Source organism: Caulobacter sp., from assembly GCF_035254145.1.
Lineage (GTDB): Bacteria > Pseudomonadota > Alphaproteobacteria > Caulobacterales > Caulobacteraceae > Caulobacter.
Genome location: NZ_DATFAV010000346.1, coordinates 1 through 12,986 on the forward strand (window position 1 = coordinate 1; position 12,986 = coordinate 12,986).

A 12,986-nucleotide genomic window follows, 5' to 3' on the forward strand; every position below is an offset into this window, starting at 1 on the left:
GCTGGTGGCCGTGGTCGGCACCGCCTTCTTCAAGACCGGCGAAGCCCGCGCGGCCGAAACCGGCGCGGCCAATGCGCCGTCGCACGCGCGTCCGACCCTGCTGTCGTCCAGCTCCAGCGCCGGCCTGACTGGCGGCGCGGCTCCGGTCGCGGCCGCCTCGGGAATGGCTCAACAGGTGTACGACACCGTGCAGCTGCCGGCCAATCAGGCGGTCTTGGTGCTGGCCGCCGCCTTGCTGGCCTCGGACTTCACGGTCGACGCCGCGAGCCTGGATCCCGCCGCCCAGGCCGCGCTGGCGTCCGCCTCCGCCGCTCTGGACTTGGCGGGTCCCGCGACGGCTGATCTGACCGGCGCTGGCGTCGACGCCGCGAACGTCGCCGCTCACGCCGCGGCCATCGCCAATACGCCGGCTCAAACCGTATCGTCGGTGCTGTCGCTGGTGGCGCTGCTGTCGACCCTGCCGCACTCGGCCGACCCGGTCGCGCCGTCCGAAGCCTTGCCGCTGCTCTCCGACGGTATCCGTCACGAAGCCAATCTTTCGCCGCTGCCCGCGCCCGCCCTGCATGACGGGGCGAACTGGTCGCTGGAAGTGCGGCTGGGCAACGGCGGCCTACCGAACGTCGAGGCCGTGCAACTGGTTCGCGCGCTGGTCGGCGACAGCGCGGCGGCCCAGAAGATCACCGTGATCGAGGTCTCCAAGCTGCCCGACGTGCTGGCCGAGATCATCTCGCGCGGCGAACACGTCCAGGTGGGAACGGTCGCCGCGCCGCCGTCCTTGACGGACAGCGACACCCCGGCGACGGTCGAGACGCCCGTCTCCTCCGGTGGCGCGACCGTCACCGCCCCGCCGACCGCGGGCGACTCCCATACGCCGCCCCCGGCCCACACTGGGGTCGTGTCGGTCGACTTGGTGGCGCGGTTCATCGACTACTTCCTGGCTCACACCGATCATGTCTCGATGATGATGAACGGGACGCAGGTGGTGATGTACGACGACCGGGTCATGAACGATCCTGGCTCGATCTCGCACTTGACCAGCATGACCTTCGAGCTCTTCGACCACACCGAGATCCACTTGATCGGCGATCAGAGCTCCTTCCTGAACGATGGGTTTCTGGTCTAGACGAGACCGGGCCGCCTCGCGCGGCCAGGTGTTCGCACAGACGACGGGCGGCGGCCGCGTGGCCGCGCTCGGGAAGGATTGACTTGAGGCCCGCACGCCTGGACTTGGCGATCAGTTCCGCCATGCGCCCTCCCCTCTCCGAAGAACCGAAGCCCGAGGCGCCGCAGGGACCGCCGCCGCGCCGCCGCTTCGGTTTGGCGCGTCGCTGGCTGGGGGCGGTGCTTTCGCCCATCGCGAACTATGTCCGGCGGTATCTGCAGGCCAGCGTCGAGCACGAGCTACGCGAGACCCGCGCCCATCTCCACGCCGTGTCGGCCGATCTGCGAGGCCTGGAACTGCGGCTGGACCAGACCCTGCGGCAGAACGAACGGCTGGCCGCGACCCTGGCCCGGCTCGAGGCGCACGCCGAGCGCCTGCCCGGCCTGTTCGGCCCGCGCTTCGACGAACTGGAAATCAAGCTGCGGCCGCTGATCGCCTATGACGAGGCGTCGATGGCGATCCGCATGCGCGACGGCTACGTGCTGGCGCCGCGGGCCCTGCCGACCTTCGTGACCATGCTGGCCAATGCGACCAGCGGCGGGCTGGAGCCGGGCACGGGCGAGGCGCTGCGTCGCCTGGTGCGGCCGGGCATGACCGTGGCCGACGTGGGCGCCAATATCGGCCTGCTCACCCTGGTCATGGCGCGGGCGACCGGCCCCGGCGGCAAGGTGCTCGCCTTCGAGCCCGAGGCCGTTCCCCGCTCGAACCTGGAAAAGATGAAGTATCTCAACGGGCTCGCCTGGGTGGACGTGCGCGATCAGGCCGTCGGCGACAAGGCCGGCCGGCTGACCTTCCACGTCAGCGACATCATCGGCCACAGCTCGCTCTACGCCCTGCCCGAGGCGGAAGAGGCGCGCACTATCGAGGTCGAGGTCGTCCGCCTGGACGACGCCGCGCCCGCCAAGCGGATGGACGTGGTCAAGATCGACGTCGAGGGCGCCGAACTGGACGTCCTGGCCGGGATGCAGGGGCTGATCGGCAAGAACCCGGACCTGGCCATCGTCGCCGAGTTCGGGCCCGAGCACCTCAAGCGCGTCGGCCAGACGCCCGCCCAGTGGTTCAAGGCCTTCGCCGACGCCGGCTTCAAGCCCTACCTGATCGACGAGTCCACCAGCGCCTGCGCGCCGACCGACGCCAAGGCCGCCGCCCGGCTGGTCTCGGCCAACATCGCGTTCGTGCGGCCGGGCGGCGACGCCGAGCGCCGCCTGCTGCAGCGCTAGGACGCGGCGATGAAAATCTGCTGGGTCACCCCCTTCGCCCTGCGCTCCTCGATCGGCCGGGTCAGCGCCCATGTGACCGCCGCCCTGGCCGCGCGGGGGCACGAGGTGGAGATCCTCCGCTGCGAGGACCAGGACGAGCCGACCGAAGCCCTGCATCCCACGCGCCTGCCCGTCCGGCACTGGCGCTCGACCGACCTCTCGCGCTTGGGCGAGGACTTCGACGTCGTCATCGTCAATATCGGCGACAACTATCCCTTCCACGCCGGCGTGTTCGCGATCCTCGACGCCGCGCCGTGCCTGGGGATCTTCCACGACTTCTATATCTACAACCTGTTCTCCGGTTGGCTGCACTACAACGGCCTCGACTATCGCCGCCATGACGCCGAGATCGTCGCGACCTATGGACAGGAGGCCGAGCCCGACGCGGTGGCCGTCCGTTCGGGCCAGATGTTGGACATGGGCGAGATCGCCGCCAAGCTGCCGATGACCGAGTGGCTGGCTGGGCGTTGTGAAGCCGCGCTCGCCCACGCCCGCTTCTACGCCCCGCGCCTGGAGGCCGCCTGCGCCGGCCCCGTGGCCGTGACGCCGCTGTGCTGCCCCGATCGCGCGGCGCCGCCCGGACCGCCCAAGGCCAAGGATCGCCTGACGATCACCACCGTGGGCGTGATGAACCCCAACAAGCGGGTGGCCGACGTGATCCGGGCCATCGGCGGATCCGAGACGCTAAGCGCCTGCGCCTACCGCCTGGTCGGCCCGATCTCGGACGAGGAGCGCGTCCGGCTCGAGACCGTGGCGGCCGAGGTCGGCTTCGCCAACCTCGTCATCGACGGCGCCGTGGACGACGATACGCTCGACCAGCGCCTGGACGAGGCCGACATCATCTGCGCGCTGCGCAAGCCGGTGCTGGAGGGCGCTTCGGGCTCGGCCTGCGAAGGCATGCTCAGCGGCCGTCCGACGGTGGTCGCCAAGGCGGGCTTCTATGGCGAACTGCCCGACGACCTGGTGTTCAAGGTCGGCGGCGAGATCGTGGTCGACGAGATCCGGACGGTCCTCGAGCGCCTGGCCGGCGACGCGGCGCTGCGGCGCGAGACGGGCGCGGCGGCCCGCGCCTGGGCGCTGGAGACCCTGAACGCCGAGCGCTATGCCCAGGCGGTCGAAGCCCTCGCCCAGGCCCAGCTGACCAGCCGACCCTTGCTGGCGGTGGGACGGCGGATCGGCCAGGAGCTCAGGGGCATGGGCGTGGCCGAAGGCGACCCGGCCGCGGCGCGGATCGGCGCCACGCTGCAAAAGCTGTTCGCGCCGCTGGAGTCCTAAGCGCTCTTGCTGACCTGCGGCGCGCAGTAGGCGTCTAGGAAGGCCTGGTGCTGAGGCAGGCGAACCACCGCCCCGGCGATATTGCGCTTCAGATCGTCCAGGGCCTGCTTCAGCTGCTGCGGCGGCATCAGCCGGCCCATGTGGTGATAGGTCAGCGGCGCCACGCGCTGGCCCAGCAGCACCTGCAGCCAGGAGTCGACCTGGAACAGCTCTCCCGGCGCCTGATAGACCTGAGCGCTCTGGCGGAACAGCTCGATGCGCTGGGCCAGGCTGTCGGGGATCTCCATCTCGCGCACGCGATCCCAGAACGGGCTGTCGGTCCGCTCGGTCGCCTTGTAGTGCAGGATGATGAAGTCGCGGATCTTCTCCAGCTCGTCGTCGGCCTGGCGGTTATAGCGATCGACCACCGCCTGGCTGATCCCGCCGAACGGGAATAGCTGCATCAGCCGCGTCACCCCGATCATGATCAGGTGGATCGAGGTGGATTCCAGGGGTTCGACGAAGCCGCTGGAGAGGCCCATGGCCACGACGTTCTTGTCCCAGGTCTTGCGGCGGCGGCCGGTGCGGTAGCGGATCAGGCGCGGCGGGATCAGGGTCTCGCCCTCGATCTCGTCCGTCAGCATGGCCAGCGCCTCGTCGTCGGACATGTGCTCGTTGCAGTAGACCAGGCCGTTGCCGACCCGGTGCTGCAGCGGGATCTTCCAGCGCCAGCCCGCGCGATGGGCGATAGCGCGGGTGTAGGGCTTGGCCGGTTCGGTCGAGCGGGTCTGGACCGCCAGGGCGCTGTTGGTCGGCAGCCAATGGCTCCAGTCCTCGTAGCCGGCCTTCAGCGTCTGTTCGATCAGCAGGCCCCGGAAACCCGTGCAGTCGATGAAGAGATCCCCCTCGACCGCTTGGCCGGACTCCATGACCAGCGCCTCGACGAACCCGTCCGACGGGCGCTGGCGAACGCTGGCGATCTTGCCTTCGACCCGCTTCACCCCGTCGGCCTCGGCCATGCGTCGCAGGAACTGGCCGTAGAGACCGGCGTCCAGGTGATAGGCGTAGTTCAGCGGGCTCTCGTCGCCGGTGAAGAACCGGTCGCCTTCAGCGGCCTTCAGCTCGAGGCAGTAGTCGCCGAGGTCGCCGCCGAAACCTTGCGCCCTCGCCTGCATCCAGAAGTGATGGAAGCCCCCCATCCAGGTGGATTTCCCGACCTGGCCGAAGGAGTGGATATAGCGGTCGCCGATTTCGCCCCAGTTTTCGAACGAAATGCCCAGCTTGAACGTCGCCTGGGTGGCGCGCATGAACTGGGCCTCGTCGATGCCAAGCATCGCGTTGAAGGTGCGGGCGGTCGGAATGGTCGACTCCCCCACGCCCACCGTGCCGATGTCCTCGGACTCGACCAGGGTGATGTCCAGCAACGGGCCCAGTTGGCGAGCGAGCGCGGCGGCGGCCGTCCAGCCGGCGGTGCCGCCGCCCGCGATCACGACTTTGCGGATCGTCTGTTGATCCATGGCGTCCCTCCCTGGGATCTATCGGTTGAGGCGGTCCAGCAGATAGGCGCGCAGACGCCGGGCCTTGAGGTCGTCCATGGGCCCCAGCGGTCCCCGCGCGGCCTCCGGCAAATGGCTTCCGGCGCGCTCGGCCGGACCGAACACGTAGTAGTCGAACAGCGCCTTCCAGCCCTGCTTCTCGAAATCGGGCCGGTCGCGCAGGCTGAGCAGACCGTGCAGCAGCGTGGTCATCGGCGTGTCGATGAAGGCGGGCGTTGCGTTCCACCAGTAGTTCATCAGCACGTTGAACGGCTCCAGCGCCTCGACCTGATGCCACCACAGGGCCGGATAGACCAGCACGTCGCCGGGCTCCATCTCGGCTACCTGAGCGCTCTCCAGCGCCTCGCGAAAGCCCGGATGTCGATCGAAGTCCGGGTTTTCGAAGTCGACCAGGCTAACCACCTGACCGCCGGGCGTCGGCTCCAGCGGGCCGGGATAGAGGTTGGCGACCTGGTCGGGCGGGAACAGGGTGAAGCGCCGCCGGCCCGCGGCGCAGACGGCGATGTTGTTGGACATGTCCCAATGGGCGGCGGCCACCGTGCGGTTGCCGATCCAGATGCCGGCCATCGGCGGCTCCGGCCCGAACACCTCGCCTCCCAGACCCAGGTCGTTGGCGGCTTTCAGGCTGGGGAAATAGGCGTCGAGGTCGGCCGAGCCGACATAGACCGAGGGCGCGTCATTGCTGTCTTCGACCGCCTCCAGGCGCTGAAGAAAGGTCTCCAGCGGCGCGCGCTCGGCCTTGAAGTTCATGGCCGTGCAGGAGTCGTCGTAGAAAAAGCGGCCGTTGATGGACGACTCGCCGCTGTAGCCGACCACCCGCCCGCCCTGGTCGTGGGCGCGAATATGGTCGCGGGCGGCCTGGCCGGACTGAAGTCCGGCCTGGACCAGCGGCCAGTCGCGAACCAGGCCCTTGAACAGCATCGGCGTCTGGCCGGCCAGCACCGCGTCGAACGGAATTTCGGCCGGCGTGGCGACCGTGGCTTCAAGCGTCCGGCGGGCGACCAGGGCGGCCATGTCAGGCCTGTCCAGGCGCGGCGAGGACGCCCTTGCGGCTCTTGCGCGCGATAAGCTCCTGGATGTTGCCCATCGAGGAGACGATCCAGTGCGCCGCGCGCAGCAGCCCCGACTGGTGCAGCTTCTCCAGGTCCTCGCCCGTCACGGCGGCCAGGCGATCCGGCGCCAGGGTGAAGACGTCGGGCAGGTCGTAGCTGGTCAGGTCGTCCAGCTTGATCTCGATGTCGATCGGTTCGATCAGGCCCAGGTCCTCGAAGAAGGCGAACATCGGGCCGGCGACCTCCAGGCCATCATGGATCTGCCCAAGGGCCTGGCTGATCCCCTGCAGATAAGGCGAATTGCCGCCCGCCGGCAGGAACAGGCGCTCGCCTTCGTTCCGGCTGATCCGGGGATGGTCGAGATCGACATGGATCATGGGTCGCGGCTCGCCGCCCCGGTCGTCGCGCTGCAGGGCGATCGAGAACGGGCCGCGCCGCTGAACGGCGGGAACATAGCGGGCGTTCCAGCCCGTTTCGTCCAGGAAGAGGTTTTCGTCGCGGTCCAGGCCCAGCAAGGCCACGGCCTGATAGGCGCCCGCCGCGTCCTTGCGGATCAGGATGGGGTATTCGCGCTGCACAGCCTCGAACTCGGTCGGCAACACCAGGGCCTGGTTGATCCCGTCGCCATAGGCCACGCCATGACCGGCGAGCACCCGCAGATCCGCGTGATCGACGTTGTTGAGAAGCACTCGGTTCATCTGGGCCTGCTGACGCTGCAACATACGTACTTCAAAGGAAGAAAGGGGCCGCCGCAAGCGCGGCGGCCCCTCCTTTGGCTTCCAGGAGACTTCCGGTCCTAGAAGCGGTAGCGAGCGCCGAGCAGGAAGCGCCGGTCGAGCTCTTGAGCGAACCACAGCTGGTTCGGATCGCGACCGTAGGTGCGCAGGTGCTCCTTCGTCAGATTGATGCCTTCCAGCGACAGCGCCAGCTTGGGCGTGAGGTCGTAGCTGATGTTGAAGTCGATCTGCGTGAAGGGCGCGACATAGACGGGGTTCCGCGAACCACCACGGTTGGTGGCTTGCAGGAACTTGTCACGCCAGTTGTAGGTCAGGCGCGCCGAGATCCCGTTCTTGTCGTAGATCAGGGTCGCGTTGGCCGTGTCCGACAGACCCAGCAGAGCGAACTGGTCTTGCGACGGGCTCGCGCCGTTGTCGAAGTCGACGTCGCCGCGCACCATCGTATAGGCCCCCGAGACACCGATGCCGGTGTCGCCGAAGAAGTGCTGGGCCGCGATTTCGAAGCCGTGGATCTTGCCGGTCTTGTTGTTGATCGGCTTGGACACCTGGAAGTTCATCAGCGGATCGGTGCTGTTCGGCGAGATGTCGACCGCAGCCAGGATCTGGTCGACAAAGGCTTGGTTCAGGTCGCCGCCAGGGCCGCGATTGGCCTGGAATTGAGCCTGGGCCGCCGAGGACGAGCCGGTGGTCTGCAGCAGGGCCGTCATCGTGAACAGGTTCACGTCGGTCTGGTCGGCGCCGATGGCCGTCAGGATCGACTTGGCCGTCCCCGAACGGGTGCCGTCCGCGCCGGAGCTGACGTCACGCAGACCAAACAGGTTCTGGGTGAAGGTGCCGGTGCCGACGAAGTTGTTCACCCGCTTCTCGAAGAAGCCGGCCGTGATGAAGCTGCTGGGCTTGTAGTACCACTCCAGCGAGACGTCGAAGTTGTCCGAGATCAGCGGCTCCAGGTCGGGGTTGCCGCTGGTGCCGAGCGGGATGGCCCCGTTGGCGACCGGACGGTTGGGCGTGCCCACCGTCTGGGCGGCGAACAGATTGCCGTAGTCCGGACGGGCGATGGTGCGGCTGAACGAGAAGCGGCCGACGAGGTCGTCACGAATGTCGACGCTGAAGTCCAGGGCCGGCAACAGGTTGTTGTACTTGCCCTTGCCCGACAGCGGCGAGAAGGTGCTGGCCGTGTCGAGACGGAAGTCGTTGTCGGCGGTCCAGACGATGGCGCTGGGGGTCCGGATGAGCGAGGTCGACTTCACGTCGGTCCGCTCGTAGCGGACGCCGGTGACCAGGGTCGCCGGGCGGCCGGCCAGTTCCGACTTCCAGGTGACCTGGGCGTAGCCGGCCAGGATCTTCTCGTCGACCTCGTTGTTCGCCTGGCCCGTGATGCCCACGGCGTTGCCGCGCGCGACATAAGGCGCCGACATGGCGTTGTAGAGGTCGATCGCGTTGGCGCGGAACGAGACGAGGCCCGGGCCGCTCTGCTGCAGATCGAAGTCGTTGAACTGGCAGGCCATGCAGAAGGCCTTGACCAGGTTGCCGGCGTACTGCTGCACGTCGCGCGGGTTCGAGATGCCCCAGCTGCCCAGGTCCTGCTGCGTCGAGCTGGACGACTGGGTCATGTTCGACTTGCGGTAGTTCACGCCGAAATCGAAGCGGCTGCCGTTGTCGTCGAGATCCCAGGTGACGTCGCCGCGGAGTTCCTTGACCTCGTGCTGCTGGCGGTTGGTCCAGGTGCGAGCCACCTGGCTGCCCAGGTCGCCGACATCCATCACGCCGTTGCCGTTGCCGCGCGGGGCCGCGTCATTGATCGTGATCTTCTGGATCGGAACCTTGCCGCTGTAGTCGACCGAGTGCGACGCGATGATCGGCGCGCCGATCGACACGGTGGTCGAGCTGGTGCCGTTCGGCGAGTCCGGACCGGAGTCGGCCTTCGAGATGTGGCCGTCCAGACGGGCGTGGATACGGTCGGACAGATCCCATTCGGCGTTCAGGCCGTAGGACTTCAGGGTGTCTTCGTTGCTGCGATACTGCTGCTCGAAGCCCATGTCCTTGGTGCCGCTGAGCGTTTCCGACAGCAGGACGGCGGTGGCGACGACGGGGTTGTTGTCGAAGGTGACCTTGTCGAACGGACGGTTGAACCAGTTGGTGCTGTCGTTGCGGCGCTCGAACGACTTGTTCTGAGCGTACAGGACATCGGCCGTGATGGTCAGGCTGTCGGTCGGACGATACTGAGCCGTCAGCTGGCCATTGATCCGCTCACGCTCGCCTTGCGAGAAGTGATAGCGGCTGTCGTTGGGGATCGCGACCAGCGTCGAGCCGCTGGATGGCGCGCCGGTGATCTGGGTCGCCCCGCCGTTACGGACGAAGCCGTTGGCCGGATTGATGAAATCCGAGTAGGTGCGGATGTTCCAGTCGTTCGACGTGACGCTGCGGCTGGTGAAGTCGCGCTTCTGATAGGCGCCGAACAGGGCGACGCCGAACTTCTTGTCGTCGTCGGTCCAGTTCAGCAGGCCCGAGACTTCCGGCGTGATCTTGTGGCCGAAGTCGTCGACCTTCTTGTCCATGCCCTGGTCGTAGACGCCCTTGACGCCGATGCTGCCGCTCAGGCCGCTCTCGCGAGCGTCCAGCGGGTGGCGGGTCTTGACGTTGATCGTGGCGCCGATGCCGCCGGACGGGACAGCCGCGCGGCCGGTCTTGTAGACCTCCAGCGTGGTGACGCCTTCCGAGGCGAGGTTGGAGAAGTCGAACGAACGGCTGGTGCCGCCGGCCGTATCCGACGACTGGTCGCCGCCGACCGTGGCGACGTTGGCCGTCGGCATGGTGCGGCCGTTCAGGGTCACCAGGTTGAAGCCGCCGCCGAAGCCGCGAACCGTGACCTGCGAGCCTTCGCCGTTGGTCCGGTCGATGGACACGCCGGTGATCCGCTGCAGGGATTCGGCCAGGTTGGTGTCCGGGAACTTGCCGATGTCCTCGGCGGAGATGGCGTCGACCACGCCGCTGTTGGTGCGCTTGATCTCGATCGATCGCTCGAGCGAAGCGCGGATGCCCGTGATGACGATTTCGTCCACGGTCGTGTTGGAAGTCTGCTGAGCCAGCACCGGACTGGCGATCATGGCCGCCGTGATGGCGACGCAAGACGCGGACGCGTGCAAGCGACCAAGCCGCTTCATAGCCGTTCCCCCTAAATTAGCCCTCTGTGGGGCGATGTTATTTGTTTCGAGCCGGAAGCATTTCCCGGCCCACTCTTCCCGTTCTCAGCACCGGATAGACAACCAGGGCACGAGAGACGAGTTAGCGGTAACATCGGTCATTCATCGTCGCAACGGCAAAATGACAGCGCTGGCAATCTTTTTTCAAGCACTTTCTGGGTTGATCTTTATGACAAATGACGATTAGGGCCCGCGCCATTTCGGCGGCGCCGCAAAGCAAGCTCGCCGCCCCTTCCCCCGAAGGTTGTCTATTTCAAAGCGGTAACCGGTTTCCACGCAGGGAAACGTTCGTGACCGGCGACCGCTCCCCCTGGTGACCCCTCATGCTTGCGGGACCATGCCGCAGTGCGGCGCGCCAGCCGAGATGAGATCCAAGGTCGCGCTTTTCGGACCACTAGCGGCGGCGATCCCCTGGCTCTGACTGATTCCGCCGGGTCCGGATGATTTGCGCGCAAGTCCGAAAGGAAGACGAGGGATTCGCCGTGACGGCCGTCACGCGGCGACGCCCCGCCGCGCCCCTATCGTCTCCCCACTTGGAATGACCCTGGTGGGAGACTGATCATGATCACGCGCAAACAAGTCCTCTGGCTGACCTCGGCCGCCGTGGCCGCCCTGGCCGTGTCGTCGGCCAAGGCTCAGGACGCGCCGCAAGGCGGCGCCTGCGCCGCCGCGCAGCAGGCGGTCGCCGCCGTCGGCGAAAAGTACAAGCCCGCGTTCAAGGAGATCGAGGACGAGGGCGACGCCCTCAAGTCCGACGCCGAGTTCAGCGGCAAGATCGACTGGGACGACACGCGGATCGTCTTCGACCTGCCGCAGGTCACCATGAAGGATCAACGGATCGTCTTCGGCGCGCCGCAGGTCACGATGAAGACCAACACGATCGTCTTCCACACCCCCAGCGGCCGCTGGGTTCAGAAGAAAACCGGCGAATATCCGGAGTTCAAGTGCCACGGCTTCAGTTGCACGGTGAAGTGGTCTCCGATCTACACCAACGTCTTTGAGACCTTCATGGAGCGCCAGGAGATCAAGACCGACGTTCCCGAGTTCCGGTGGGACAACACCGAGGTCATCGTCGGCGTCCCCGAATTCAAGATGATCCGGAACGAGATCGTCCTGGGTCTGCCGAAGATCACCGTGACCCACGTCGTCCTGAACGCCGACAAGATCAAGGATAAGGGCGACGCGCTCAAGGCCAAGGCCGACACCCTGGCCGCCACCCAGAACGAGGAGGTGGGCGCGGCGGTGCATGGGCTGTACGACTGCCAGCGCAACGAGGTGCTCAAGCAGCGCGCCACGGCCAACGGCCAGTTCGACGGCGCCATCAAGCAACTGCAGGCGAGCATGGCCGACCTCGCGGCGCGCGGCGTCGACACCTCCGCCGTCCGCCAGGCCGACGGATCCGTCACCGACATGAACAAGGTGATCGCCGAAATCCTGAAGAAGCAGCAGGAGGCCAACGAAAGCTTCGACAAGGTCCTGGAGTCCCTGACCAAGGGCGACAAGAAGAGCGTCGACAAGGCGGTCACCGCCTGACATCCCCTGCCCCGCGCGCCCGGTCCTCTGGCCGGGCGCGTCCTCGTCCGTTCTCGCAAAATGATGGCTTCCAGGGCGGATGGCAGCCGCTGTCACAATACCATTGGAAATCTCGGCCAGATGACGTTCGCGCCCTCCGGACAGGAGGCGAGCCGCGCTGGGGAGCGACCGTCATGATCCGCCTGAAACTCGCCGCCGGCTTTCTGCTGGCCCTGGCCGCCGCCCCCGCTCTGGCCCAGACACAGCCTCCCGCCGTCGGGATCATCGGCGCGACCGCGCCAACCGCCCAGGGCGGCGCCAACGCCGTGGCCCTGCTGCGCGACCCGGCCGATCCCGGGAACAGCGTGATCGCGGCCAGCGGCAAGCTGGGCGGCCTGGAGCTCTATGGCCTCGACGGCCGGCGTATCGCGGCCATTCCCGCCGGCGAGGTCTACGCCGTCGACACGCGGGAGGACGGCGGCCGCGCCCTGCTGGCGGTGCTGGATCGCCAGGCGGGTCGCCTGCGCCTGTTCGCTCGGGACAACGCTGGTGGTGCGATCGACGAGATCGACGCCCGTCCGCTCGCGCTGGGTTATTCGGGCGAAGGCCTCTGCCTGCATCGCAGCGGACGCGACGGCGCGCTCTACGCCTTCGCCCTGGGCCGCGACGGTCAGCTGGACCAGTGGCTGCTGTATCCGACCGCCAACGGCAAGATCGACGGACGTGTCGTGCGTCGCCTGCGCCTGTCCTCCGAGGCCAAGTTCTGCGTCGCCGACGACGCCAGCGGCGCGCTCTACGTCGCTCAGAAGGCGGTGGGGATCTGGCGCTACGACGCCGATCCGGAAGCCGCGCCGGTCCCCACCGTCGTCGACATCAACCGCCTGGGCCATATCGCCGGCGAGGTTGGCGGCCTGGCGGTGCTGAACGGCGGACCTGGCGGCGACTACCTGGTGGCGGCCAACGCCGACGCCGGCGACTACAACGTCTATGACCGCGCCGCCGGCGACCGCTTCGTCGGCGCCTTCAGGGCGCAGGCGAGCGGCGCGGCGGCGATCGAGGGGCCGTCGGGGCTGTTCGGCGTCCGCGCCCCGGTCGGGCCGGATCTGCCGGCTGGCGCGCTGCTGATCGCCGACGATCGCAAGAAGGGCGCCGACAGCAAGATCCTCTCCTGGCGCGACGTGGCCGAGGCGTTGAAGCTTCCGCTCGGCGTCGATGCGCCCCAGGCTCCGCCCAACAAGCTGACCCTGGTGC

Annotated in this window: 9 protein-coding genes; 5 read left to right on the forward strand and 4 right to left on the reverse strand. The window is 67.6% G+C overall.

All coding sequences use genetic code 11. The features are described from left to right. The 3 genes from VJ655_RS20325 to VJ655_RS20335 all read left to right on the forward strand — a co-directional run. A partial coding sequence (locus VJ655_RS20325; protein WP_324114303.1) for a hypothetical protein occupies nt 1–1,123 on the forward strand: 1,123 nt, incomplete at its 5' end. A gap of 122 nt (nt 1,124–1,245) precedes the next feature. Beyond that, nucleotides 1,246–2,382, forward strand: coding sequence for an FkbM family methyltransferase (locus tag VJ655_RS20330; protein WP_414647014.1), 1,137 nt, complete (start codon nt 1,246–1,248; stop codon nt 2,380–2,382). Nucleotides 2,383–2,391: 9 nt separating this feature from the next. Continuing rightward, nucleotides 2,392–3,696, forward strand: a complete 1,305-nt coding sequence (locus VJ655_RS20335) for a glycosyltransferase family 4 protein (protein ID WP_324114307.1) — start codon at nt 2,392–2,394, stop codon at nt 3,694–3,696. On the opposite strand, the gene VJ655_RS20340 is transcribed toward VJ655_RS20335, so the two are convergent. The 4 genes from VJ655_RS20340 to VJ655_RS20355 all read right to left on the reverse strand — a co-directional run bounded on the left by VJ655_RS20340 (nt 3,693) and on the right by VJ655_RS20355 (nt 10,184). Continuing rightward, on the reverse strand, nt 3,693–5,192 hold the full coding sequence (locus tag VJ655_RS20340; protein ID WP_324114309.1) for a tryptophan halogenase family protein: 1,500 nt from the start codon (nt 5,190–5,192) through the stop codon (nt 3,693–3,695). The two genes, VJ655_RS20335 and VJ655_RS20340, sit on opposite strands and share 4 nt — an antisense overlap. Nucleotides 5,193–5,210: 18 nt before the next feature. Then, entirely contained in the window at nt 5,211–6,245 is a 1,035-nt protein-coding gene (locus VJ655_RS20345; RefSeq protein ID WP_324114312.1) for a cupin-like domain-containing protein, read from the reverse strand. Nucleotide 6,246: 1 nt separating this feature from the next. After that, nucleotides 6,247–6,981 carry a SapC family protein gene (locus tag VJ655_RS20350; protein WP_324114319.1) on the reverse strand — a complete coding sequence of 245 codons (735 nt, stop codon included), beginning with the start codon at nt 6,979–6,981 and terminating at the stop codon, nt 6,247–6,249. 98 nt (nt 6,982–7,079) lie between these two features. Further along, complete coding sequence (locus VJ655_RS20355; RefSeq protein WP_324114313.1) at nt 7,080–10,184, reverse strand: TonB-dependent receptor; 3,105 nt, start codon at nt 10,182–10,184, stop codon at nt 7,080–7,082. Between the two features lie 600 nt (nt 10,185–10,784). Between VJ655_RS20355 and VJ655_RS20360 the strand changes: the two genes are divergently transcribed. Next, the gene (locus VJ655_RS20360; RefSeq protein ID WP_324114315.1) at nt 10,785–11,756 is read left to right on the forward strand and encodes a hypothetical protein; all 972 of its coding nucleotides are present in this window, start codon (nt 10,785–10,787) and stop codon (nt 11,754–11,756) included. Between the two features lie 173 nt (nt 11,757–11,929). Continuing rightward, nucleotides 11,930–12,986 (forward strand): phytase (locus VJ655_RS20365; RefSeq protein ID WP_324114317.1); only part of this gene is annotated, 1,057 nt, incomplete at its 3' end.